Genomic DNA, 23998 nt, shown 5'->3' on the forward strand with positions numbered 1-23998 from the left:
GCAGGTGTCATCGCGAGCACGCTCGCGCCTGCAGGGCTGGCGCCAAAGGGCGGTTATCTTAAAGCAAAACGGCGACCAGAGGCCGCCGTTTAGTGGTTGCTGTCAATTTAGGCAGCAGGCAGTTCTTCAGGCGCTTCCACCGGTTTTGGCAGAGAAGACATAAAGGCCATCACCAGCGCCGCCAGATACGGCAACGATTGCACCAGCAGCATCACCACCCAGAAACGCATGTCGTTGCTCGGCAGGCCCTGGACGAAAAAGATCCCGACCGCGGCGCCCCAGAGCAGCAGCATGATGAACACTTCTTCCCGTGCTTCCGAGATGGCGACCCAGAAGCCGTGGTTATCAGCGTTCTTGGGTGTACGGAAAAACGGAATGCTGGTGGTGAAAAATCCGTACAGCACCGCTTTGGCGATGGTGTGCGACAGCGCCAGCCCGGCCAATGCCGCCGCAAACGCATCTTTGAGGTTGACCCCCACGGCGCGGCGGTACAGGAAGATGATTTTGCCGACCTTGAACACAAACAGCGCCAGCGGCGGAATCGCGAAAATCAGCAGCGGCGGGTCGACCCGCGTCGGCACAATAATCATCGCCGCCGACCACAGCAGTGCCCCGACGGTGAAGAAAATGTTCATGCCATCCGCCACCCACGGCAACCAGCCCGCCAGGAAGTGATAACGCTGGCCACGGGTCAACTGAGAACCCTTGCCCCAAAGCAGGCTGGCCGCGTGACGCTTGATAATCTGAATCGCGCCGTAGGCCCAGCGGAATCGCTGTTTCTTGAAGTCGATAAAGGTATCGGGCATCAGCCCTTTGCCGTAGCTGTTGTGGGAATAGGCGGCGGAATAACCCTTTTCGAACACCCGCAAGCCCAGCTCGGCATCTTCGCAAATGCACCAGTCTGCCCAGCCCAGCTCTTCGAGCACCGAGCGGCGGGTCATGGTCATGGTGCCGTGCTGGATGATCGCGTCACGGTCGTTACGGGTCACCATGCCGATGTGGAAGAAACCTTTGTACTCGGAATAGCAGAGTTTTTTGAAGGTGCTTTCAGTCTGGTCGCGATAGTCCTGAGGCGACTGCACGATGGCGATTTTCGGGTCCGCGAAGTGCGGCACCATGTGTTTGAGCCAGTTGCGGTCCACACAGTAATCGGAGTCGATGACCGCAATCACTTCGGCATCCGGCGCGGTATGCGGGATCAGGTAGTTCAACGCGCCACCCTTGAAGCCTGCGAGCGGGGCGACGTGGAAGAACTTGAAACGTGGGCCCAGGGTGGCGCAGTAATCGCGCACCGGCTCCCAGACCGCCGGGTCCTTGGTGTTGTTGTCGATGATCAACACTTCGAAGTCCGGGTAATCGAGGTTGGCCAGCGCGTCCAGGGTCTGTTTGACCATGGCGGGCGGCTCGTTGTAGCACGGCACATGAATCGAGACTTTTGGTCGGTAGGCGTTGTCGCTATCGACCGGTAAAAACTCCCTGCGCCTCTTGCGAATCCACACGGCTTCCGCCAGTTCGTGGGCCTCGGTCAGCAGGACGATAAACACCCCGAGGGCGCCGAGCCCCAGCAAGAAGCCCACGGTGAGGCTGAACCAGGTGCTGTATTGCTGACTGTAGTCGTAACCGATCCATACCAGCACCGACCCGCACAAAAAGGCCGTGAAGGTCAGGAAAGTGCGACCGCGCTGGCGCAATGCCGAACCATCAATCAGCAGCAATGCCAGCGACAGCAAGCCCATGACGACCGAGCCAATGGCCAGGACGCGCCATTGCGGGATCGCCACGACCGGGCCTTCGAAGTTGAATTTCTGTTGGCGAGCGGCGTTGTACACGCCCCAGTACGCGCCCACAGAGCCTTCGTCACTGGCCTTCCAGGGTTGGTCGAAGGCTTCGATCACAAAATAGTTGTAACCGCGACGGTTCAGGGTGTTGACCAGGTTACGCAAGTAAATCGCCTGATCGGCCGGGCTGGCATCTGCGCCACCGCGCATGCGGCCGTTGCTCGGCCAGCCCACTTCCGACAGCAGCAAAGGTTTTTTCGGGAACAGTTTTTTCAGGTCCCGGGCACGGTCCAGTACAAATTCGCCAGCCTTGTCCACCGGGATAAATTCCCAGTACGGCAGGATGTGCGCGGCAATCAGGTCTACGTGCTTGGCCAGTTGCGGGTATTTCTCCCAAATGTGCCATTGCTCGGACGTGGTCACGGGCACCTTGACGGCCGCGCGCACGCGATCGAGCAGCACGATCAGCTCTTCTGGCGTGATCTCTTCACGGAACAGGGCTTCGTTGCCTACTACCACGCGTACAACGCTGCGCGAATTGTTGGCCAGCTCGATGGCTTTCTGGATTTCGCGCTCATTGCGCGCTTGGTCAGGGCTGATCCAGATACCGATGGTGACGCGCAAGCCGAACTCTTCCGCCAACTTGGGGATGTCACCCAGCGTGCCGTCGACCGAATAGGTACGGATGTTGTCGGTCAGCTTGCTCATGATCTCCAGGTCGCGACGCATTTCATCGTCGGACGGGTATTGGTCTTTCTGCGGGTACTGGCCTTGCTGAAACGGCGAGTACGAAAAACCGGAGATTTGCTCGGGCCAGTTGGGCGCGGAGACCGGGCGATTGATCAGCGCCCAGAAGCCGGTGAAGAGGGCGGCAATGGCCAGAACCACCACCAGGTTGAGTCCAAATTTACGCGATGACATAACTGTTTTGGGTTCCAAAGGGTGTGGAACGAAGATCGGTCGGCACGTGCCAAACGGCGCGCATCCTACACTGGCTCTTAACGATGCGTACAGCAGGCGGCATATGGTTCGGCGTTTGGCAGCGATAGTCGACTTAAGTTCTTTCTTTATTACTTGTAGCTCTTATCTTGCGACTTAGTCGGCTATTAAAACAGGCTTGGTCGGAAGTCTCGCAGGAAATGTACTCAAGCACAGTGTGAGACCCCTATAATGCGCGCCGGTTTTTGGGGTGGTGGTTATGAGTACAGAAGATCCGCGGTTTGCCGGTGTCGCCCGGTTGTATGGTCTGGAAGGCATGGACCGTCTGCGTCGCGCCCACGTGGCAATCGTTGGCGTGGGCGGCGTCGGGTCGTGGGCTGCCGAAGCCATTGCCCGTTGTGGTGTGGGTGAAATTTCGCTGTTCGACCTCGATGACGTGTGTGTCAGCAACACCAACCGCCAACTGCATGCCTTGAGCTCGACCGTTGGTCGGGACAAGGTCGAGGTGATGGCCGAGCGCCTGCGTGAGATCAACCCGGCCTGCACAGTGCATGCTGTGGCAGACTTCGTGACCCGTGAAACCATGGCCGAGTACATCACCCCGGACATCGATTGCGTGATCGACTGCATTGACAGCGTGAATGCAAAAGCGGCGCTGATTGCCTGGTGCAAGCGCCGCAAAATCCAGATCATCACCACCGGCGGTGCGGGCGGGCAAATCGACCCTACGTTGATTCAAGTGTGCGACCTGAACCGCACCTTCAACGACCCGCTGGCCTCGAAAGTGCGCTCCACGTTACGTCGCGATTATGGGTTCTCGCGCACGGTGACCCGTCACTACAGCGTGCCCTGCGTGTTTTCCACTGAACAACTGCGCTATCCCAAGCCTGATGGCAGCATTTGCCTGCAGAAAAGTTTTGTCGGGGACGGCGTGAAGCTGGACTGTGCGGGCGGCTTTGGCGCGGTGATGATGGTGACGGCGACCTTCGGCATGGTCGCGGCCACCAAGGCGGTGGACAAAATCGTGGCGGGCGTGCGTCGGCCCTCAGAAAAGCTCAAGCAACCGCCACGTGCTCAGCCAGACCCGCTCCCGTCGAGCGAGGCGGGTGAGTGCGTCAATTCAGATAAGCCGGCCGCCTGACCGTTAACCGAGCGCCAGTTCACGCATCCGCTGCAACACGGCGTTCAGGCCATTGCTGCGGGAGGCAGACAGTTGGCGGCTGAGCCCCAACTGTTCGAACCACGCCGGTAAATCCACCTGCTGGAGTTCTTCGGTCGTTAAACCGTTTACCCGCGCCAGCAGTAAAGCAACCAGCCCGCGAATCAAGCGAGCATCGCTGCTGGCGGCAAACTGCCAGCGACCGTCTTTGAGCTCTGCGACCAGCCACACCAGGCTTTCACAGCCGTGGACCCGATTCGCATCGGTCCTGGCGTGCTCATCCAGTGCCGGCATGCGCTGGCCCCATTGCATCAGCAAGCGGGCGCGCTGCTCCCAGCCTGAGCACTGCTCAAAACTGTCGAGCGCTGCTTGCGCCTCTGTGGGTAAGGTCATCGCAGTAACTCCAGCGCCTGGTCTAGCGCGACGAAGAATCTCTCAAGGTCTTCAGAGTCGTTGTACAGCGCCAAGGACACGCGAATGGCGCCTGCCAAGCCCATGCCTTTAAGAAGGGGCATTGCGCAATGATGGCCAGCGCGCACGGCTATGCCTTGTTCTGTGAGCAAATGCGCCAGGTCGGCGTTGTGTACGCCATCGACGACAAAGCTCACCAGGGCCAGTTGCGGCTTGCCCAGCAGGCGAACGCCCTCGCGCTGCTTCAAGCCTTCGACCAGCAGGGCGTGCAAGGCCGCTTCGTGAGCTTCAACGGCCCGCTGATCCAGGCTCGCCAGATAGCTCAAGGTCGCGCCCAGGCCGATCACGCTGGCAATCGGCGGGGTGCCCGCTTCAAAACCCAGGGGCGCCGGGCGGAAGGTTGCGTGGTGGTAGTCGGCGTCTTGCACCATCTCGCCCCCCAATTGCCAGTGCCGCAGGCGGGCCAAGGCTTCATGGCGCCCGAACAGCACGCCCAGCCCGTCCGGGCCATAGAGCTTATGACTGGAGAACACGTAGAAGTCGCACCCCAGCGCCTGCACGTCGTGGCGACCATGCACCACGCCCTGTGCGCCATCGACCACGGTCAGCGCATTCTGTGCCTTGGCCAGGGACAGCAAGGCGGGCAAGGGTTGCCAGACGCCGAGGACGTTCGACAACTGACTCACGGCCAGCAGACGGGTGCGCGGGGTGATGAGTTTGGCGGCGGCGTGCAGGTCAATGAGGCCGTCGTCGTCAAGCGGCAGAATCACCAGTTTCAGGTGTTGCCGCTGGGCCAGCTGTTGCCAGGGCAGCAGATTGGCGTGGTGTTCAAGGGCGCTGATGACGATTTCATCGCCCGCCGTAAAGTGGTGCTCCAGCCCATAGGCCAGCAGGTTGAGTGCCGAGGTGGCGCCGTGGGTGAAAACCACGGTGCCGCAGTCGCCGGCGTTGAGCCAGTGAGCGACTTTTGTGCGGCTGTGTTCGAACGCCTGAGTGGCGTGGGCGCCCGGTAAATGTTGGGCCCGGTGCACATTGGCGGCGCCACTGGCGTAGTAATGCGTCAGTGCGTCAAGCAGGGCCTGGGGTTTTTGTGTGGTAGCAGCGTTGTCCAGATAGGTCTGGTCCTGACGTTGCAAAGCGGCGATGGCCGGAAAGTCCGCACGCCAGGGAGAAGGCAAAAGCATGGTGTTCAGGGCTCAGTTGACGAGGCCGGAAGCCGGCCCCGTCAGTGGCAGACAGACGCTTAGTTGTGAGCGTGCAGGGCTTCGTTCAGCTCGATGGCCGACTTGTGGGTTTTGCATTCCACGGCGCCGGTTTCGGAGTTGCGACGGAACAGCAGGTCAGGTTGACCGGCCAGCTCGCGAGCCTTGACCACTTTGACCAGTTGGTTGTTTTCGTCCAGCAGGGCCACTTTGGTGCCAGCGGTCACGTACAGGCCCGACTCCACGGTGTTACGGTCGCCCAGCGGGATGCCGATACCGGCGTTGGCGCCGATCAGGCAGCCTTCGCCCACCTTGATCACGATGTTGCCGCCGCCCGACAGGGTGCCCATGGTTGAGCAGCCGCCGCCCAGGTCAGAGCCCTTGCCGACAAACACGCCCGCCGAGACACGGCCTTCGATCATGCCCGGGCCTTCAGTGCCTGCGTTGAAGTTGACGAAACCTTCGTGCATCACGGTGGTGCCTTCGCCGATGTAAGCACCCAGACGCAGGCGGGCTGCGTCGGCGATGCGCACGCCAGCCGGCACCACGTAGTCGGTCATTTTCGGGAATTTGTCGACCGAGAACACTTCCAGCAGTTCGCCACGCAGGCGGGCTTCGAGTTGACGCTCGGCCAGTTCGCTCAGGTCGATGGCGCCCTGGCTGGTCCAGGCCACGTTTGGCAGCAGCGGGAACACGCCCGCCAGGCTCAGGCCGTGGGGCTTGACCAGACGGTGCGACAACAGGTGCAGCTTGAGGTACGCCTCGGGGGTGGACGTCAGCGCGGCGTCTTCTGCCAGCAATGTGGCAACCAGCGGCTTGTGGCTTTCAGCCAGACGGGTCAGCAGGGCAGCCTGGGCCGCGTCCACAGGTTTGGCGGCTTCGGCCATCTGTGCGGCTTGAGCCGTGGTGAAGGTGATTGCCTGATTGCCGCCGGTGTAACCCAGAATCGGGGCGATGGCTGCGATCAGCTCGGCCGACGGGTTGAGCAGGGGCTGTGCGTAAAACACTTCCAGCCATGCGCCTTGACGGTTTTGGGTGCCGACGCCGAAGGCTGCGCTGAACAGGGTAGTAGACATGCAATTACCTCTTACAAAAATAAATGGGCGGAACCATGGCCTTTAAGCCTTTTGAAGAAGGGCCGCCGCATAAAGATCTGGCTTGAAGCCAATCAGGGTTTTGTCACCGAGATCGAGCACCGGGCGCTTGATCATCGAGGGTTGGGCGAGCATCAGTTCAACGGCTTTGGCTTGGTCGAGATCGGCTTTGTGTTCGTCGTCGAGTTTGCGAAAGGTTGTTCCGGCCCGGTTGAGCACCACGTGCCAGCCGTGTTCGTTGCACCACTGGTTCAGGTGATCGCGGTCGATGCCGCTGCTTTTGTAGTCGTGAAAATCGTAAGGCACCCCATGTTCATCCAGCCAGGTGCGAGCTTTTTTCATGGTGTCGCAGGCTTTAATGCCAAAAAGGTGCAACGTCTTGCTCGAGTCGGTCACGGAAATTGCCCCTCCTTTGGAGATGCTGAAAATGAGCGGTCGCGGATTATGCCACGACCGGCGCGCCGGATGCGCCAGCCGTAGAGGTTGCCACAGTGTTGTGACATGTCATCACGCCATTGCGACTTTTGTTCAGCGGTCAGAGTTAGTGGTTAAAGGCTACTATGGCTCTTGATGGAAAAGTGTTGCTACTTATGTTTAGTTTAAAGCCGTTCTGATTAAAGCGGCGTGTCCGGGAACCTTGCTGATATGCAAACCGCCTATACCGTCCTCATCCTGCTGATGCTGGTGGGGGTCTCGCGTCTGTTGGGGCGTTTGATTCCCTTGCCGCTGCCCTTGGTGCAAATCGCCGCGGGCGCCTTGCTGGCCTGGCCCACTCTGGGGCTGCACGTGGCGCTGGACCCTGAGCTGTTCCTGTTTCTGTTCTTGCCGCCGTTGCTGTTTTCGGATGGCTGGCGCATCCCCAAGCGCGAATTCTGGCGCCTTAAGGGGCCGATCCTGACGCTGGCCGTGGGGCTGGTGTTATTTACGGTGGTGGGCGCGGGGTACTTCATTCACTGGTTGCTGCCGACCATTCCTTTACCCGTTGCCTTCGCGCTGGCTGCCGTCCTGTCGCCAACCGACGCCGTGGCGGTTTCAGCCATTGCGCAAAACCGTTTACCGGCGCCCTTGATGCATATGTTGCAAGGGGAAGCGTTGATGAATGACGCGACGGGCCTGGTGACGTTCAAATTCGCGTTGGCGGCAGCGATCACGGGCGTTTTTTCGTTGGCCAATGCCAGCGTCACCTTCCTGTTGGTGGCCTGTGGCGGCCTGGCCATTGGTGTGGCGTTGAGCTGGGTGGTCGGGCGCATGCGCTCGTGGATGATCGCTCGCGGTTGGGACGACCCGGCAACGCACGTTGTGTTCATGTTGCTGCTGCCTTTCGCCGCCTACGTACTGGCCGAACGTCTGGGCGCGTCCGGGATTTTGTCGGCCGTGGCCGCGGGGATGATGCAGAGCTGGCTGGACCTGTTGCCGCGTCAAACCAGTACCCGTTTGCTGAACCGCAGCGTCTGGGGCTTATTGGAATTTGCGTTTAACGGGCTGATCTTCTTGCTGTTGGGGCTGCAACTGCCTGACATCATCAAGGCGGTTGTCAGGCTGGAAACCCACCTCTGGCCCACGCTGATGTATCGCATCCTGGATGTGGTGGTGATCTTCCTGGTCTTGATCGCACTGCGCTTTATCTGGGTGCAGAGCATCTGGCGCTTGTCCGGCTTATTGCGGCGCTGGCGCGGCAAGCAAGAACTGACGATGGTGCCGACGGCCCGTTCCTGCTGGATTCTGACCGTAGGCGGTGTGCGCGGGGCAGTGACGCTGGCGGGTGTGATGTCGATTCCCTTGTTGCTCAATGAAGGGCTTGATTTCCCCGAGCGTGAGCTGCTGATCTTTATTGCGGCCGGGGTGATCTTGCTGTCGTTGATCGTGGCTTGTATTGCTTTGCCGTTATTGTTGCGCGGCATCGCCCAAAGCTCGGATGACGCGATGCGCACTGAAGTGCGTGAAGCCTGGCGCCGTACGGCGGAGGCCGCCATCCATGCGCTGGAGACCGAGGAGGTGATTGACCCAGACCATCCGCCGGACGCTGCCCAGGCGGCGTTGGCCGCAGAGCTGAAGGCGCGGATCATGTCTGAATACCGGCATCAACTTGACGTGTTCAATGATTCTGCAGAAGCGCAGGCATTGGCATCGAAGATGGATGAACTGGAAGGCCGCCTGCGCCTCAAAGCGCTCAGGGCACAGCGCCTGGAGCTCTACAGCCTGCGTCGACATCACGAAATTGGCGATGACGTGCTCGGCGAAATCCTGCGCGATCTGGACTTGAGTGAAGCCAATCTGGGGACAGTGAAGTAACGCGGTGCGTGCCGGTGTGCAGGAGCGAGCGTGCTCGCTCCTGCAGCTTCAGGGGTTATGTGCGGCGTTCAATAAACGCGCGAATCCGCCCTGCGGCTTCCACGCATTCAGCCAGTGGGGCGACCAGCGCCATGCGCACGCGGCCCGCGCCCGGGTTGAAACCATCGACTTCACGTGACAGGTACGAGCCCGGCACCACAGTCACGTGTTCTTCGGCAAACAGGTCGCGGCAGAACGCGGCGTCGTCACCTTTCACATTCGGCCACAGATAAAAGCCGCCATCCGGGCGTTGTACATCCATGACCGGGCTCAGAATCTCCAGCACAGCGTCAAACTTCTCGCGGTACAGGTCGCGGTTGGTGCGCACATGGGCTTCATCATTCCAGGCGGCAATGCTGGCCAATTGGGTTTGAACAGGCATGGCGCAGCCGTGGTAGGTGCGGTAGAGCAAGAACGCCTTGAGGATGTCGGCATCACCGGCAACGAAGCCGGACCGCAGCCCTGGCAGGTTCGAGCGCTTGGACAGGCTGTGGAACACCACGCACCGTTTGAAATCTTCGCGGCCCAAGGCTACGCAGGCGCTGAGCAGGCCGACGGGCGGGGTGGTTTCGTCGAAATAGAGTTCGCTGTAGCACTCATCGGCAGCAATCACGAAGTCGTGTTCGTCGGCCAGCGCAATCAACTTTTTCAGGGTTTCAAATGGGATCAGGGCTCCGGTCGGATTGCCCGGCGAGCACAGGAACAGGATCTGGCAGCGCTGCCACGTGGCGGCCGGGACAGCGTCGAAATCGGGGTTGAAGCCGTGTTCAGCCAGGCATGGCAGGTAGTGCGGTGTGGCCCCGGCGAGCAAGGCCGCGCCTTCGTAGATTTGGTAGAACGGGTTCGGGCTGATGACCAGCGCGTCGTCGCCACGGTTGACCACGGTTTGAGTGAAGGCAAACAGCGCTTCACGGGTGCCGTTGACCGGCAGGATGTTACGCGCCGGGTCGAGCCAGCCCGCAGGTACGTTGAAACGGCGCTCGGCCCAGTGGGCAATGGACTCGCGCAGGGCCGGGATGCCCAGCGTGGTCGGGTAGACCGCCATCTGGTCGAGGTTGTCGGCCAGGGCTTTGGCCACGAAATCGGGGGAGCGGTGCTTGGGCTCGCCAATCGACAGCGCAATCGGGCGTTTGTCGGCATTGGGCTGCACGCTGCCCAGCAAAGCGCGCAATTTTTCGAACGGGTAAGGCTGCAACTGGTTCAGAGCGTTGTTCATCGGGTGCGGATCTCACTCGGCGGCGCTTAAATGCTCAGGCGCCACGGTTCTGGGGCGGAATCTTTATTGACCGTTAATTGCTCCACGATTGCTTCCTGCAGGCGTATGCACAGTTGGGGGTCAGACAAGGGTTGGTTGTTTTCATCGGTAATGAAAAAAACGTCTTCGACGCGCTCGCCTAACGTCGCGATCTTGGCGTTTTGCAGCGACAGATCGAATTCCAGGAAGATCATGCCGATGCGGGCCAGCAGGCCGGGGCGGTCGGGTGCGCTGAGTTCGAGCACCGTTACGGGGCGTTGTGCATCGTTATGGATCGTGACCTGTGGCGCAAAGGCGAAGTGCTTGAGCTGGCGCGGCACGCGGCGCTGGATGATGGTCGGGTAGTCATCCGGGTTGCGCAGGGCTTCGGTCAGGCCCTTGCGGATCTTTTCGATGCGCTCCGGGTTGTTGCCAATCGAGTCGCCATCGTTATCGAGCACGATGTAGGTGTCGAGGGTGAACTGGCTGCTGGACGTGATGATGCGCGCGTCGTGGATGTTCAGGTTGAGCTGGTCCATTGCCGCCACTGTCACGGCGAAGAAGTCGTGCTGGTCGGGGGCGTAGATGAAAATCTGCGTGCCGCCTTCGAAGTCGCGCTGGGTGGTTTCCTTGATCAGCACCAGCGGGCCGCCGTCGGCCGGCTGTTGCAGGATGGCCTCGGTGTGCCACGCCACATCGGAGGAGGTGTGGCGCAGAAAGTAGTCATCCCCCAGCTGCGACCAGAGCTGCTCGACATCGTCCTGATCGTTGCCGTTGCGCACCAGCGTGTCGAGGGCCGCGCTTTGGGTCTGGCGGATTTGCTCTTCGCGGTCGACAGGGTTTTCCAGCCCGCGACGCAGGGCGCGCTTGGTCTCGGTATAGAGCTGGCGCAACAAGCTGGCTCGCCACGAATTCCATAAGGTCGGATTGGTCGCGTTGATGTCGGCCACGGTCAGTACATACAGGTAGTCAAGGTGGGTTTCATCGATGACTGTCTGGGCGAAATCGTGGATGACTTGCGGGTCGGACAGGTCTTTGCGTTGGGCGGTGGTCGACATCACCAAGTGGTTTTGGACCAGCCACACGATCAGGCGCGTGTCCCACTGGGGCAGTTGATGACGGATGCAAAACGCTTCGGCATCCACGGCGCCAATCTCGGAATGGTCGCCATGGCGGCCTTTGCCGATGTCGTGGTAAAGGCCTGCCAGGTAAATGAGTTCCGGTTTCGGCAGCTTGGCCATCAATTTGCTGGCCAGCGGAAATTTGTCCGACACCTGGGTGTACTGCAATTTGCGCAGGTGCTTGATCAGGTTCAGCGTGTGGGCGTCGACGGTGTAGATGTGGAACAGATCGTGCTGCATCTGGCCGACGATAAAGCCGAATTCAGGCAAATAGCGCCCGAGAATGCCGTAGCGGTTCATTCGGCGCAGGTTGCGGTGAATGCCGATTTTGCATTTGAACAACTCGATAAACAGGCTGGTGTTGCGGATGTCGTTGCGGAAATCGTCGTCGATCAGGTAACGATGTTCACGCAGCAGGCGAATCGTATCGGCGCGCACGCCCTTGATTTCCGGGCGCTGGGCCATCAGCAGGAAGATTTCCAGCATGGCGAACGGTGTGCGTTTGAACACGTTGTCGCTGGTGGCTTCGATGTAGCCGTCGTGCAACTGGAAGCGCGAGTTGATCGGGGCGGGTGGCGCTTCGTCTTCGGGGGCGAGGATCACCTCTTCGAAGTGCTGGATGATCAGGTCGCTGAGCTGCGCGATGCTCATGACCACCCGGTAATACTGTTGCATGAAGTTTTCGATCAGGTGCTTGGTGTCATCACCGGTGAAGCCCAGCAGTTCAGCGATGCTGCGCTGATGGTCGAACAGCAGGCGATCTTCGGCGCGCCCGGCTAGCATGTGCAGGGCGTAGCGAACCTTCCACAAAAACTCCTGGGAGGAGGCGAGCAGGGCGTGCTCGCTCTCCACCAGAAACCCCTGCCCGGCCAGCGCGCGCAGGCTCAGGGTGCCGTATTGGCGTCGCGCTACCCACAAGATGGTCTGGATATCGCGCAGGCCGCCGGGTGAGCCTTTGACGTTGGGCTCCAGGTTGTATTCGGTGTCGTTGTATTTGTGATGCCGGGCTTTCTGTTCGGCATGCTTGGCCAGGAAGAAATCCTTGCTGGGCCACATGTGTGCCGTGCTGGTGACATCCAGCATGCGCTGGCGCAGATGTTCAGGGCCCGCCACGGTGCGGCTTTCCATCAGGTTGGTGATGATGGTCAGGTCGGCCCGGGCCTGCTCGGCACACTCGTCCACCGAGCGCACGCTTTGACCGACTTCCAGACCAATGTCCCAAAGTAATGTCAGAAAGCGCTCAATGGAGTCGCGAAAAATTTCGTGATCGGCGTTATCCAGCAGGATAAGCAGGTCAATGTCGGAGTAGGGGTGCAGCTCGCCACGGCCGTAGCCGCCCACGGCCACGAGGGCGATGTCGGCGTCGGTGCTCCAGCTGAACTGGTCCCAGGCCTGATTCAGGATGCAGTCGACGAACCAGGCGCGATCTTCGATCAGGCGACGAATGTCGCGCCCTTTGCGAAAACGGTCGTCGAGCACTTCACGTGCCTGGCGGATCGCCTTTTTGAATGCGGCAATGGGGCTGGCTTTTAAGGCCAGCTCGGCCTGGAACTGGCCACGGTCAAAAAGTTCGGGATCCACCTGCGGCATCGATTGGCTTTCCTATGGCTGGGTTGTGGCTATCTATAAAGAAGCGACTGCAAACATCAGGCCGAAACGCGGGGGATGGTGTCATCGCTGCGCAGGGTGAAAATCTCGTAGCCCGTCTCGGTAACCAGCAGGGTGTGTTCCCACTGTGCCGACAGCTTGCGGTCCTTGGTGATTGCGGTCCAGCCATCACCCAGTACTTTGGTGTCTGCCTTGCCCTGATTGATCATCGGCTCGATGGTGAAGGTCATGCCGGCTTTGAGTTCCATGCCGGTGCCGGCGCGGCCGTAGTGCAGGATCTGCGGCTCTTCGTGGAATACCTTGCCGATGCCGTGGCCGCAGAACTCACGCACGACGGAAAACCCGTTCTTTTCGGCGTGCTTCTGGATGACTTCGCCGATATCACCCAGGCGGCAGCCCGGTTTGACGATTTCGATGGCTTTGTACATGCATTCCTGGGTCACTTGCGACAGGCGCTCAGCCCAGACCGGCACTTTGCCGACGTGGAACATGCGGCTGGTGTCGCCGTGGTAGCCATCCTTGATCACTGTGACGTCGATGTTCAGGGTGTCGCCGTCTTTCAGGGCCTTGTCGCCCGGAATGCCGTGGCAGACAACGTGGTTGACCGAGGTGCAGATCGACTTCGGGAAACCTTTGTAATTGAGCGGGGCCGGGATGGCCTTTTGCACATTGACAATGTAGTCGTGGCAAATGCGGTCGAGCTCTTCGGTGGTGACGCCGGGCTTGACGTGCTCGGCGATCATTTCCAGGACTTCGGCGGCCAGTTTGCCGGCGACGCGCATCTTTGCGATGTCCTCGGGGGTTTTGAGGGTGACGGTCATACAGGCTCTCTTTGCGCGTTAGCGCTCATCAACGGAATTGCAGGTGCGAAGTGACGGCTGGCGTCGCGCACCGCGAAAAAACGCGATTCTAACAGACGGTCGGCGTTAATCATGAGCCTTGCGCCATCGCTTCTCTTGATAGAAAGGGGCATTCTGGCGCTATTGCGCGGCTTGCGCAAAAGCGCGTGGAAGAAAGTCAGAATCCGTGTTTCGTTTTTTGGCCGTCTTGTGTTATAAAATGCGCCGCTTTCCGGGTATAGCCCGGTGAGCACAAACCCACACACGTGTCGACACGATGACCTGGGTGCCTTCAGCTCGAAGCTGCTGGTTGGTCATTGGGATACGTGGAGGCCTAACCCGACTTACTAAGGAACTATCATGTCCCAAGTCACTATGCGCGATATGCTGAAGGCCGGTGTGCACTTCGGTCACCAAACCCGTTACTGGAACCCGAAGATGGGTAAATACATCTTTGGCGCGCGTAACAAGATTCACATCATCAACCTTGAAAAAACCCTGCCAATGTTCAACGAAGCTCTGACTTTCGTAGAGCGTCTGGCCCAGGGCAAAAACAAGATTCTGTTCGTTGGCACCAAGCGTTCCGCTGGCAAGATCGTTGCTGAAGAAGCAGCACGTTGCGGTTCGCCGTACGTGGATCACCGCTGGTTGGGCGGCATGCTCACCAACTTCAAAACCATCCGTGCTTCCATCAAGCGTCTGCGTGACCTTGAAGTGCAGGCAGAAGACGGTACTTTCGCCAAGCTGACCAAGAAAGAGGCGCTGATGCGCACTCGCGATCTGGAAAAGCTGGATCGTAGCCTGGGTGGTATAAAGGACATGGGCGGTCTGCCAGACGCTCTGTTCGTTATCGACGTTGACCACGAGCGTATCGCGATCACCGAAGCTAACAAGTTGGGCATCCCGGTAATCGGCGTTGTCGATACCAACAGCAGCCCGGAAGGCGTTGACTACATCATCCCGGGCAACGATGACGCAATCCGCGCTATCCAGCTGTACATGGGTGCGATGGCTGACGCTGTTATCCGTGGTCGTAACCACGTTGCTGGCGGCACCGACGTTTTCGTCGAAGACGCTCCAGCTGCAGCGGTTGAAGGCTGAGTAATAAACGCCTAGCGTTTACTCAGTACGCAAAAAGGGGGCTTGGCCCCCTTTTTGCCACCTCGAAATCCATTTGTTGGACAGGCCTCTGTCGTTGCTGTATCAAATTGCGGCACACAGGGTTGCATCGAGGCAGGCTTCATACGAATTGAACGCCCGTTTGGTCGGGTGGAATGGTTGAAAACCTATCCAAGAGGAATTTTGAAATGGCAGAGATTACTGCAGCGTTGGTTAAAGAACTGCGTGAGCGTACTGGCGAAGGCATGATGGATTGCAAGAAAGCCTTGACCAAGGCTGGCGGCGACATCGAAAAAGCCATCGACGACATGCGTGCTTCGGGCGCCATCAAGGCCGCCAAAAAAGCAGGCAACGTTGCTGCTGAAGGCGCTATCGCAGTGAAAGTTGCTGACGATAACAAGTCTGCCGTTATTCTTGAAGTTAACTCGCAAACCGACTTCCTGGCTCTGCAAGAAGACTTCAAAAACTTCGTGGCTGCCAGCGTTGAAAAAGCATTCGCGGACAAACTGACCGACGCAGCTCCGCTGATCGCCGCTCAAGAATCTGCTCGTGAAGCACTGGTTGCCAAAGTAGGCGAGAACGTTAACATTCGCCGTCTGGTGCGTGTTGAAGGTGACGTGGTTGACGCTTACCTGCACGGCAACAAAATCGGTGTTGTGGTTTCGCTCAAAGGCGGCAACGCTGAGCTGGCTCGTGACATCGCCATGCACGTAGCGGCGAGCAACCCTGAGTTCCTGCTGCCTTCGGAAGTTTCTGAAGAAGCAATCGAGCGCGAAAAAGCTGTGTTCCTGCAGCTGAACGAAGAAAAAATCAAAGGCAAGCCAGAAAACATTGTTGAAAATATGGTCAAAGGCCGTATCAGCAAGTTCCTGGCAGAAGCCAGCCTGGTTGAGCAGGCGTTCGTCAAGAACCCTGAAATCAAGGTCGGTGAGCTGGCCAAGAAGGCCGGTGCTGAAATCGTTTCCTTCACTTACTTCAAAGTAGGCGAAGGCATCGAGAAGCCAGTTGACAACTTCGCTGAAGAAGTTGCTGCTCAAGTGGCTGCAGCCAACAAGCAATAAGACGGTTTCAACTGTCGACCCAAGAGGCTGCCCGCTCACGCGCGCAGCCTCTTTTCAAATGGGTGAAGGTTTTACCTCGCCCGGCGGAACCGGTGTACAAAATCGCGATCCGATGGTGCTGTTATCCGGCGCCAAGCTAGAGTAAACGCAGGCTGAAAACAGCCTCGCACAGATTTTTTATAAAACGCGGCAGGAGAGATTCGCAATGGCTCAGCAGGGCAGTGGTTATCAAGCTCGCTATAAACGCATTCTACTCAAGCTAAGCGGCGAAGCCCTGATGGGCTCTGAAGAGTTCGGGATCGACCCCAAGGTGCTCGACCGCATGGCGCTGGAAGTCGGCCAGTTGGTGGGTATCGGCGTTCAGGTAGGTTTGGTGATTGGTGGTGGCAATCTGTTCCGTGGCGCTGCATTGAGCGCTGCCGGTATGGATCGCGTTACTGGCGACCACATGGGGATGCTCGCGACCGTGATGAACGCCCTGGCGATGCGCGATGCGCTGGAACGTGCGAATATCTCCGCCATCGTAATGTCGGCCATCTCCATGGTGGGTGTGACGGATCATTACGACCGTCGCAAGGCCATGCGTCACTTGAACGCGAAGGAAGTGGTGATTTTCGCTGCGGGTACAGGCAATCCATTCTTCACAACGGATTCTGCCGCGTGCTTGCGCGCCATTGAAATCGACGCCGACGTAGTCCTCAAGGCCACCAAGGTTGACGGTGTTTACACCGCAGATCCATTCAAAGACCCGCATGCCGAGAAGTTCGATCATCTGACTTACGATGAAGTGCTGGATCGCAAGCTGGGCGTGATGGACCTGACAGCTATTTGTCTGTGCCGCGACCACCAGATGCCATTACGTGTCTTTAACATGAACAAGCCCGGCGCCCTGCTCAACATCGTTCACGGCGGCGCTGAAGGCACTCTGATCGAGGAAGGTCAACAATGATCAACGAAATCAAGAAAGACGCACAAACGCGTATGCAGAAATCGCTGGAATCGCTGAGCCATGCATTTGGTCAGATTCGTACCGGCAAGGCTCACCCAAGCATTTTGGGTAGCGTGATGGTGCCTTACTACGGTGCTGATACGCCGCTTAGTCAGGTCGCGAACGTAACCGTTAAAGATTCTCGCACCCTGCAGGTCGTGGCGTTTGAGCGCAACATGCTTCAAGCCGTGGATAAGGCGATTCAAAGCGCTGGTTTGAACCTCAATCCGACCAACCTGGGCGAATTGCTGCTGATCTCCATGCCAGCCCTGACGGAAGAAACCCGTAAAGTATTCGCCAAGCAGGCGCGTGATGCGGCTGAAGATGCGCGTATTGCGGTACGTAATATCCGTCGTGATGCGTTGAGCCAGTTGAAAGACCTGGTTAAAGAGAAAGAAATCAGTGAAGACGAAGAGCGTCGCGCAGCTGACGAGATCCAGAAGCTGACCGACAAGGCTGTCGCGGATATCGAAACGGCTACCAAGCAGAAAGAAGCGGACCTGATGGCCGTATAAGGGTCAGGGCGTTTTATGGAAAAGACCAAGCAGGCTGTGTCGTCATCCGTGCCGCGACATGTCGCGATTATCATGGATGGCAATAATCGCTGGGCGAAAAAACGCTTTATGCCGGGTGTTGCCGGGCATAAAGCGGGTGTGGACGCAGTCCGCGCCGTGATTGAGGTGTGTGCCGAGGCCAAGGTCGAAGTGCTCACCCTGTTCGCGTTTTCCAGCGAAAACTGGCAGCGTCCTGCGGCTGAAGTCAGTGCCTTGATGGATTTGTTCTTCAAGGCGCTGCGTCGTGAGGCCAAGCGTCTCAACGAAAACAACATCAGCCTGCGCATCATTGGCGATCGCTCCCGTTTTCATCCCGAGTTGCAAGCGGCGATGCGCGAAGCGGAGGCGATCACCGCAGGCAGCGGGCGCTTTGTCCTGCAAATTGCCGCCAATTATGGTGGGCAGTGGGACATCGCGCAGGCTGCGCAACGTTTGGCGCGTGAGGTTCAGGCAGGTCATTTGCAGCCTGAAGACATCACCCCGGATTTGTTGCAAACCTGTCTGGTAACAGGCGATCTGCCGTTGCCTGACCTGTGTATCCGCACAGGGGGCGAGCACCGTATCAGCAACTTCCTGCTGTGGCAGTTGGCCTATTCCGAGCTGTACTTCTCCGACCTGTTCTGGCCGGACTTCAAACACGAAGCCATGCGTCATGCATTGGCTGATTTCGCTTCTCGCCAGCGTCGCTTCGGTAAAACAAGCGAGCAGGTTGAGGCTGGAGCCCGGGTTTAATGCTTAAGCAACGCATCATCACTGCACTTATCCTGCTGCCAATCGCTTTGTGCGGCTTTTTCCTTCTTGATGGGTCTAACTTCGCGCTCTTCATCGGGCTGGTCGTCACCCTCGGGGCCTGGGAATGGGCGCGCCTTGCCGGATTTACAGCTCAAACGGCCCGTGTCGGTTTTGCCCTCGTCGTGGCCTTATTGCTGTTTGGTCTGCACCTGTTGCCTGATCTTGCCCCGTGGGTGTTGGTGGCTGCGGTGGTGTGGTGGGCGTTGGCGACGTTTCTGGTGCTCACGTTTCCTGATTCCGCATCACGCTGGTCCAGTGCTGCAGTCAAGCTGGTCATCGGCTTGCTGATTTTGCTACCGGCCTGGCAAGGGCTGGTGATGATCAAGGCGATGCCGCTGGGTAACTGGCTCATCATGGCGGTGATGGTGCTGGTGTGGGGGGCCGATATCGGCGCGTACTTTTCCGGGCGTAAATTCGGCAAGCGCAAACTGGCCCCTAAAGTCAGCCCCGGCAAAAGCTGGGAAGGCGTTTTTGGCGGTTTGTTGCTGAGTCTGCTGATTACGGCTGTTGTCGGCGTGGTGCGCGGCTGGAGTGCCTCTCAGATGGTTGCTGCCTTGGCAGGCGCTGCCGTTATCGTATTGATTTCAGTGGTGGGCGACCTCACAGAAAGTATGTTCAAGCGTCAGGCGGGCATTAAGGACAGCAGTCAGTTGCTGCCGGGGCATGGCGGTGTACTCGATCGTATCGACAGTTTGACGGCCGCCATTCCCGTGTTCGCCGTGTTGCTGTGGATGGCTGCATCATGAGCCGTCCTCAACAGATTACGGTGCTGGGCGCTACCGGCTCGATTGGCCTGAGTACGCTGGATGTGATTGCTCGCCACCCGGATCGCTATCAAGTGTTCGGGCTGAGCGGTTATAGCCGTCTCGCGCAACTGCTGGCATTGTGCATTCAGCACACGCCTCAGGTTGCAGTGGTGCCGGATGAGCGTTCCGCGCGTCAGCTGCAAGCTGATCTGCGCGCAGCGGGCCTCAACACCGAGGTGTTGGTGGGCGAACAGGGTTTATGTGATATCGCCTCCGCACCTGCGGTGGATGCCGTTATGGCAGCCATCGTCGGTGCTGCCGGGTTGCGTCCAACCTTGTCGGCAGTGAATGCGGGCAAGAAAATTCTGTTGGCGAACAAAGAAGCGCTGGTCATGACTGGCGCCCTGTTCATGCAGGCGGTGCGGCGTAGCGGTTCGGTATTGCTGCCCATTGACAGCGAGCACAACGCGATCTTTCAGTGCCTGCCGCAGGATTTCGCCCGTGGGCTGAGTCAGGTTGGCGTGCGACGGATTCTGCTGACCGCCTCTGGTGGGCCCTTCCGGGAAACCCCATTGGCTGATCTGGCGCATGTGACGCCCGATCAGGCGTGTGCTCACCCTAACTGGTCGATGGGGCGAAAAATCTCGGTCGACTCAGCGAGTATGATGAATAAAGGCCTTGAGCTGATCGAGGCGTGCTGGCTGTTTGATGCCAAGCCCGCTCAGGTTGAGGTGGTGATTCATCCGCAAAGCGTCATTCACTCGCTGGTGGACTACATAGACGGGTCGGTGCTTGCGCAGTTGGGCAATCCTGACATGCGCACGCCGATTGCCAATGCGTTGGCGTGGCCTGAGCGTATCGATTCGGGTGTGGCGCCGCTGGATCTGTTTTCCGTGGCGCGTCTGGACTTCCAGCGCCCGGATGAGCAGCGCTTCCCTTGTCTGCGCCTGGCCCGTGAAGCGGCGGCGGCTGGTGACAGCGCGCCGGCCATGCTCAATGCGGCCAATGAAGTGGCGGTGGCGGCCTTCCTTGATGGGCGAATCCGCTACCCGCACATAGCGCAATTGATTGAAGACGTTTTAAACAACGAGCCAGTGGTGCCCGTTAATGAGTTAGAGGCAGTCTTTGCCGCCGATGCCAGGGCGCGAGAGTTGGCTGATCAATGGTTGAGCCGTCAGGGCTGATCAGTGCTGCTTGCCGTAACCGGACAGGATCACGGAGAAAGTAGATGAGTGCGCTTTATATGATTGTTGGCACCCTGGTTGCGTTGGGGGTGTTGGTCACTTTTCATGAATTCGGTCACTTTTGGGTGGCGCGCCGTTGTGGCGTCAAGGTTCTGCGCTTCTCTGTGGGGTTCGGCACGCCCTTGCTGCGCTGGCACGACCGTCAGGGCACTGAGTTTGTAGTGGCAGCGATCCCGTTGGGCGGCTACGTGAAAATGCTTGATGAGCGGGAAGGGGAGGTGCCGGCTGAGCTGCTGGGCCAATCCTTCAATCGCAAAACCGTCGGGCAGCGCATTGCCATCGTTGCAGCGGGCCCCATTGCCAACTTCATGCTGGCGATGGTGTTTTTCTGGATTCTGGCCATGCTGGGCAGCCAGCAAGTGCGCCCGGTCATTGGCGCAGTCGAAAGCGGTAGCCTGGCAGCGCAAGCCGGTCTGGTGCCGGGGCAGGAAATCGTTTCGATTGATGGAGAGCCCACTTCGGGCTGGTCCAATGTGAATCTGCAGCTCGTGCGCCGCCTGGGCGAGAGCGGTTCGATTCACGTGGCCGTTCGTGAGGCGGGGAGCACTTCGGAGTCGACTCATGAGCTGGTTCTGCATGACTGGTTAAAAGGGGCTAACGAGCCTGACCCAATCAGTTCGCTGGGGATTCGTCCATGGCGTCCAGAGTTGCCGGCCGTACTGGCTGAGCTTGATCCTGAAGGCCCGGCCCAGGCCGCGGGTCTTAAAACCGGTGACAAACTGCTGGCCATGAACGATCAACCGGTCAAGGACTGGCAGCAGGTGGTGGATTGGGTCCGGGTACGTCCTGAGGCGAAAATCGTATTGCGCGTCGAGCGTGATGGTGTGCCGATCGACATCCCCGTGGCATTGGCGGCGCGCGGTGAAGGCAAGGCCGCAACCGGTTATCTGGGGGCTGGGGTCAAGGGTGTGGACTGGCCGCCGGAGATGATTCGCGAGGTCAGTTACGGCCCGCTCGCCGCGATCGGCGAGGGTGCCAAACGGACTTGGACGATGAGCGTATTGACGCTCGACTCACTCAAGAAAATGTTGTTCGGCGAGCTCTCGGTAAAAAACTTGAGTGGACCGATAACCATTGCTAAAGTGGCGGGCGCTTCTGCCCAGTCGGGTGTCGCGGACTTCTTGAATTTCCTGGCTTATCTGAGTATCAGTCTTGGGGTTCTGAACTTGTTGCCCATCCCGGTACTGGATGGGGGGCATTTGTTGTTTTATCTGATCGAGTGGGCGCGTGGTCGTCCCTTGTCGGATCGGGTGCAGGGTTGGGGAATGCAGATCGGTATCAGTTTGGTGGTCGGGGTGATGTTACTTGCCCTGGTCAACGACCTGGGACGTCTGTAAACGCTTCGCTGAATTGCGAATCTGCCGCATTTTGCGGCAGTTTGTTTATTGCCAGTTGGAATAAGAAAGGACTTCATGAAACGTCTGCTGCTAACTGCGGTTCTCACCGTACTGATGATCGCCGAAGTTCACGCCGAGTCCTTCACTATCTCTGATATTCGTGTCAACGGGCTGCAGCGGGTTTCCGCTGGTAGCGTGTTTGGCGCGTTGCCGCTGAACGTGGGTGAGGTAGCGGATGACCGCCGGTTGGTGGAATCCACTCGTGCGTTGTTCAAAACCGGTTTCTTTCAGGATATCCAACTGGGTCGTGATGGCAATGTGCTCGTCATTACGGTTGTCGAACGTCCTTCCGTTTCGAGCATCACCATTGACGGAAACAAGGCTATTTCCACTGATGACCTGATGAAAGGTCTTAAACAGTCGGGTCTTGCCGAAGGTGAAATCTTCCAGCGTGCCACCCTTGAGGGTGTACGTAACGAACTGCAACGTCAGTATGTTGCCCAGGGTCGTTACTCGGCGACGGTCGACACTGAAGTCGTGTCCGAACCTCGCAACCGGGTCGCCTTGAAGGTCAATATCAACGAAGGCACGGTTGCGGCTATCCAGCACATCAACGTGGTGGGTAATACCGTCTTCCCTGAAGAAGACCTCGTTGACCTGTTTGAACTGAAAACCACCAACTGGTTGTCGTTCTTCAAGAATGACGACAAGTATGCGCGTGAAAAACTGTCCGGTGACCTTGAGCGCCTGCGCTCGTATTACCTCGACCGTGGCTATATCAACATGGATATCGCCTCCACTCAGGTATCGATCACCCCGGACAAGAAAAACGTCTACATCACGGTCAACGTGAATGAAGGCGAAAAGTACAATGTGGGCGAAGTGAAGCTGAGCGGTGACCTCAAGGTTCCTGAAGATCAGATCAAGTCGCTGCTGCTGGTTCAGCCGGGCCAGGTGTTCTCCCGCAAGCTGATGACCACGACCTCCGAGCTGATCACCCGTCGTCTGGGTAACGAAGGTTATACCTTCGCCAACGTCAACGGCGTGCCTCAGCCAAACCCGGAAGACCATACCGTGGCCATCACCTTTGTGGTGGATCCGGGCAAGCGTGCTTATGTCAACCGTATCAACTTCCGCGGCAACACCAAGTCGGAAGACGAAGTGCTGCGTCGCGAAATGCGCCAGATGGAAGGTGGTTGGGCGTCGACTTACCTGATCGACCAGTCCAAGGTGCGCCTTGAGCGTCTGGGCTTCTTCAAGGAAGTGAACGTTGAAACCCCGGCCGTGCCCGGTACAGACGACCAGGTCGATGTGAACTACGCCGTAGAAGAACAGGCTTCCGGTTCGATCACCGCCAGCGTCGGCTTTGCCCAAAGCGCCGGTTTGATCCTGGGTGGTTCGATTACCCAGAACAACTTCCTGGGTACGGGTAACCGCGTCAGCGTGGGCCTGACCCGCAGTGAATACCAGAGCCGTTACAACTTCAGTTATGTGGACCCGTACTGGACCGCTGATGGCGTGAGCCTGGGTTACAACGCGTTCTACCGCACGACCGACTACAAAGACCTCGATGTTGATGTAGCAAACTACTCGGTCGACAGCCTGGGCGCCGGTATCACCATGGGGTATCCGATCAGCGATACCTCGCGCCTGACCTATGGCCTGAGCGTGCAGCAGGATGAAATCAGTACCGGCACCTACACCGTTGACGAGATCTTCGATTTCATCAACAAAGAAGGTGACAAGTTCCTGAACTTCAAGGCTTCTGCCGGCTGGTCCGAATCGACCCTGAACAAAGGTGTGTTGCCGACACGCGGCAGCTCGCAAAGCTTGACGCTTGAAACCACCATTCCGGGCAGTGATCTCCAGTTCTACAAACTGGATTACCGCGCCCAGTTGTTCCAGCCGTTGACCGACACCTACACGATGCGCCTGCACACCGAGCTGGGTTACGGTGACAGCTATGGCTCGACGTCGGGGCTGCCGTTCTACGAGAACTACTATGCAGGTGGTTTCAACTCGGTCCGTGGTTTCAAGGACAGTGCGCTGGGTCCACGCAGTACCCCGAACAAGAATGACCCGGATCAAGATCCGCTGCCGTTTGGTGGTAACGTCCTGATCCAGGGCGGGGCAGAAGTTCTGTTCCCGATGCCGTTCGTGAAAGATCAACGTTCCCTGCGCACCTCCGTGTTCTGGGATGTGGGTAATGTTTTCGACACCAACTGCAAGTCGACCACAAAAGATTGCGATATCAGCTTTAGTAATATGGCCAGCTCTGTGGGTGTTGGCGTAACGTGGGTGACCGCACTTGGCCCGTTGAGCTTCAGCTTGGCCATGCCGATCAAGAAACCGGATGACGCAGATACCCAAGTGTTCCAGTTCTCCCTCGGCCAGACTTTCTAAAAGCCTGACTTTAGATAAACAACGGATTTAGTAGGAGT

At 58.4% G+C, this 23998-nt stretch carries 18 protein-coding genes and 1 pseudogene; 11 read left to right on the forward strand and 8 right to left on the reverse strand.

The window, feature by feature from the left end; genetic code table 11:
- Window positions 1-107 precede the first annotated feature (107 nt).
- Window positions 108-2699 carry a glycosyltransferase gene (locus BKD70_RS10525; RefSeq protein WP_047277228.1) on the reverse strand — a complete coding sequence of 864 codons (2592 nt, stop codon included), beginning with the start codon at window positions 2697-2699 and terminating at the stop codon, window positions 108-110.
- A gap of 277 nt (window positions 2700-2976) precedes the next feature.
- Between BKD70_RS10525 and tcdA the strand changes: the two are divergent.
- A pseudogene (gene tcdA, locus BKD70_RS10530) lies at window positions 2977-3771 on the forward strand (tRNA cyclic N6-threonylcarbamoyladenosine(37) synthase TcdA); the annotation flags it as partial.
- A gap of 90 nt (window positions 3772-3861) precedes the next feature.
- Here the strand turns inward: tcdA and BKD70_RS10535 are convergent.
- Genes BKD70_RS10535 through BKD70_RS10550 form a run of 4 tightly spaced genes read right to left on the reverse strand, consistent with a single transcriptional unit; the run spans window position 3862 to window position 6979 of the window.
- Entirely contained in the window at window positions 3862-4269 is a 408-nt protein-coding gene (locus BKD70_RS10535) for a SufE family protein (RefSeq protein ID WP_047277227.1), read from the reverse strand.
- Complete coding sequence (locus BKD70_RS10540; RefSeq protein ID WP_047277226.1) at window positions 4266-5471, reverse strand: aminotransferase class V-fold PLP-dependent enzyme; 1206 nt, start codon at window positions 5469-5471, stop codon at window positions 4266-4268. The genes BKD70_RS10535 and BKD70_RS10540 overlap by 4 nt, the downstream gene beginning before the upstream one ends.
- Window positions 5472-5530: 59 nt before the next feature.
- The gene (gene dapD / locus BKD70_RS10545; protein ID WP_047277225.1) at window positions 5531-6565 is read right to left on the reverse strand and encodes a 2,3,4,5-tetrahydropyridine-2,6-dicarboxylate N-succinyltransferase; all 1035 of its coding nucleotides are present in this window, start codon (window positions 6563-6565) and stop codon (window positions 5531-5533) included.
- Window positions 6566-6607: 42 nt separating this feature from the next.
- On the reverse strand, window positions 6608-6979 hold the full coding sequence (locus tag BKD70_RS10550) for an ArsC family reductase (RefSeq protein ID WP_047277224.1): 372 nt from the start codon (window positions 6977-6979) through the stop codon (window positions 6608-6610).
- A 249-nt stretch (window positions 6980-7228) separates the two neighbouring features.
- On the opposite strand from BKD70_RS10550, the gene BKD70_RS10555 reads away from it, so the two are divergent.
- Window positions 7229-8875 (forward strand): Na+/H+ antiporter, encoded by a 1647-nt coding sequence (locus tag BKD70_RS10555; RefSeq protein WP_047277221.1) that lies wholly within the window; start codon window positions 7229-7231, stop codon window positions 8873-8875.
- 55 nt (window positions 8876-8930) lie between these two features.
- Here the strand turns inward: BKD70_RS10555 and dapC are convergent, their stop codons facing one another.
- Genes dapC through map form a run of 3 tightly spaced genes read right to left on the reverse strand, consistent with a single transcriptional unit; the run spans window position 8931 to window position 13698 of the window.
- Window positions 8931-10130 (reverse strand): succinyldiaminopimelate transaminase, encoded by a 1200-nt coding sequence (gene dapC / locus BKD70_RS10560; RefSeq protein WP_047277219.1) that lies wholly within the window; start codon window positions 10128-10130, stop codon window positions 8931-8933.
- A 26-nt stretch (window positions 10131-10156) separates the two neighbouring features.
- Window positions 10157-12859, reverse strand: a complete 2703-nt coding sequence (locus BKD70_RS10565; RefSeq protein ID WP_047277218.1) for a [protein-PII] uridylyltransferase — start codon at window positions 12857-12859, stop codon at window positions 10157-10159.
- A gap of 56 nt (window positions 12860-12915) precedes the next feature.
- Window positions 12916-13698, reverse strand: a complete 783-nt coding sequence (gene map / locus BKD70_RS10570; RefSeq protein WP_047277216.1) for a type I methionyl aminopeptidase — start codon at window positions 13696-13698, stop codon at window positions 12916-12918.
- A 378-nt stretch (window positions 13699-14076) separates the two neighbouring features.
- On the opposite strand from map, the gene rpsB reads away from it, so the two are divergent.
- From rpsB to bamA, 9 genes are all read left to right on the forward strand, one after another.
- Window positions 14077-14817, forward strand: a complete 741-nt coding sequence (rpsB, locus tag BKD70_RS10575; RefSeq protein WP_047277214.1) for a 30S ribosomal protein S2 — start codon at window positions 14077-14079, stop codon at window positions 14815-14817.
- 206 nt (window positions 14818-15023) lie between these two features.
- The gene (gene tsf, locus BKD70_RS10580) at window positions 15024-15896 is read left to right on the forward strand and encodes a translation elongation factor Ts (protein WP_047277212.1); all 873 of its coding nucleotides are present in this window, start codon (window positions 15024-15026) and stop codon (window positions 15894-15896) included.
- A gap of 205 nt (window positions 15897-16101) precedes the next feature.
- Window positions 16102-16845 (forward strand): UMP kinase, encoded by a 744-nt coding sequence (gene pyrH, locus BKD70_RS10585; protein WP_047277210.1) that lies wholly within the window; start codon window positions 16102-16104, stop codon window positions 16843-16845.
- The gene (gene frr / locus BKD70_RS10590) at window positions 16842-17399 is read left to right on the forward strand and encodes a ribosome recycling factor (RefSeq protein ID WP_047277208.1); all 558 of its coding nucleotides are present in this window, start codon (window positions 16842-16844) and stop codon (window positions 17397-17399) included. Before pyrH ends, frr begins: the two co-directional genes overlap by 4 nt.
- A 15-nt stretch (window positions 17400-17414) precedes the next feature.
- Window positions 17415-18170 (forward strand): polyprenyl diphosphate synthase, encoded by a 756-nt coding sequence (gene uppS, locus BKD70_RS10595; RefSeq protein WP_047277206.1) that lies wholly within the window; start codon window positions 17415-17417, stop codon window positions 18168-18170.
- Window positions 18170-18976, forward strand: coding sequence for a phosphatidate cytidylyltransferase (locus BKD70_RS10600; protein ID WP_047277204.1), 807 nt, complete (start codon window positions 18170-18172; stop codon window positions 18974-18976). The genes uppS and BKD70_RS10600 overlap by 1 nt, the downstream gene beginning before the upstream one ends.
- Window positions 18973-20160, forward strand: coding sequence for a 1-deoxy-D-xylulose-5-phosphate reductoisomerase (gene ispC, locus BKD70_RS10605; protein WP_047277202.1), 1188 nt, complete (start codon window positions 18973-18975; stop codon window positions 20158-20160). Before BKD70_RS10600 ends, ispC begins: the two co-directional genes overlap by 4 nt.
- Before the next feature lie 44 nt (window positions 20161-20204).
- Window positions 20205-21557, forward strand: a complete 1353-nt coding sequence (rseP, locus tag BKD70_RS10610) for a sigma E protease regulator RseP (protein WP_047277200.1) — start codon at window positions 20205-20207, stop codon at window positions 21555-21557.
- 75 nt (window positions 21558-21632) lie between these two features.
- A complete protein-coding gene (bamA, locus tag BKD70_RS10615) occupies window positions 21633-23960 on the forward strand; it encodes an outer membrane protein assembly factor BamA (RefSeq protein WP_047277198.1) in 2328 nt (775 codons plus the stop codon).
- The last annotated feature ends 38 nt before the right edge of the window (window positions 23961-23998 follow it).

It is taken from the genome of Pseudomonas sp. BS-2016 (genome assembly GCF_001806145.1).
In the GTDB taxonomy this organism is placed as follows: domain Bacteria; phylum Pseudomonadota; class Gammaproteobacteria; order Pseudomonadales; family Pseudomonadaceae; genus Aquipseudomonas; species Aquipseudomonas lundensis.

What these genes read in the sequence shown, in the direction of transcription:
- bamA (WP_047277198.1), top strand. Translation starts at nt 21,633, where the DNA reads ATGAAACGTCTGCTGCTAACTGCGGTTCTCACCGTACTGATGATCGCC.
- BKD70_RS10600 (WP_047277204.1), top strand. Translation starts at nt 18,170, where the DNA reads ATGCTTAAGCAACGCATCATCACTGCACTTATCCTGCTGCCAATCGCT.
- dapD (WP_047277225.1), bottom strand. Translation starts at nt 6,565, where the DNA reads ATGTCTACTACCCTGTTCAGCGCAGCCTTCGGCGTCGGCACCCAAAAC.
- BKD70_RS10525 (WP_047277228.1), bottom strand. Translation starts at nt 2,699, where the DNA reads ATGTCATCGCGTAAATTTGGACTCAACCTGGTGGTGGTTCTGGCCATT.
- rseP (WP_047277200.1), top strand. Translation starts at nt 20,205, where the DNA reads ATGAGTGCGCTTTATATGATTGTTGGCACCCTGGTTGCGTTGGGGGTG.
- map (WP_047277216.1), bottom strand. Translation starts at nt 13,698, where the DNA reads ATGACCGTCACCCTCAAAACCCCCGAGGACATCGCAAAGATGCGCGTC.
- BKD70_RS10555 (WP_047277221.1), top strand. Translation starts at nt 7,229, where the DNA reads ATGCAAACCGCCTATACCGTCCTCATCCTGCTGATGCTGGTGGGGGTC.
- BKD70_RS10540 (WP_047277226.1), bottom strand. Translation starts at nt 5,471, where the DNA reads ATGCTTTTGCCTTCTCCCTGGCGTGCGGACTTTCCGGCCATCGCCGCT.
- rpsB (WP_047277214.1), top strand. Translation starts at nt 14,077, where the DNA reads ATGTCCCAAGTCACTATGCGCGATATGCTGAAGGCCGGTGTGCACTTC.
- dapC (WP_047277219.1), bottom strand. Translation starts at nt 10,130, where the DNA reads ATGAACAACGCTCTGAACCAGTTGCAGCCTTACCCGTTCGAAAAATTG.
- frr (WP_047277208.1), top strand. Translation starts at nt 16,842, where the DNA reads ATGATCAACGAAATCAAGAAAGACGCACAAACGCGTATGCAGAAATCG.
- uppS (WP_047277206.1), top strand. Translation starts at nt 17,415, where the DNA reads ATGGAAAAGACCAAGCAGGCTGTGTCGTCATCCGTGCCGCGACATGTC.
- tsf (WP_047277212.1), top strand. Translation starts at nt 15,024, where the DNA reads ATGGCAGAGATTACTGCAGCGTTGGTTAAAGAACTGCGTGAGCGTACT.
- pyrH (WP_047277210.1), top strand. Translation starts at nt 16,102, where the DNA reads ATGGCTCAGCAGGGCAGTGGTTATCAAGCTCGCTATAAACGCATTCTA.
- BKD70_RS10565 (WP_047277218.1), bottom strand. Translation starts at nt 12,859, where the DNA reads ATGCCGCAGGTGGATCCCGAACTTTTTGACCGTGGCCAGTTCCAGGCC.
- BKD70_RS10535 (WP_047277227.1), bottom strand. Translation starts at nt 4,269, where the DNA reads ATGACCTTACCCACAGAGGCGCAAGCAGCGCTCGACAGTTTTGAGCAG.
- ispC (WP_047277202.1), top strand. Translation starts at nt 18,973, where the DNA reads ATGAGCCGTCCTCAACAGATTACGGTGCTGGGCGCTACCGGCTCGATT.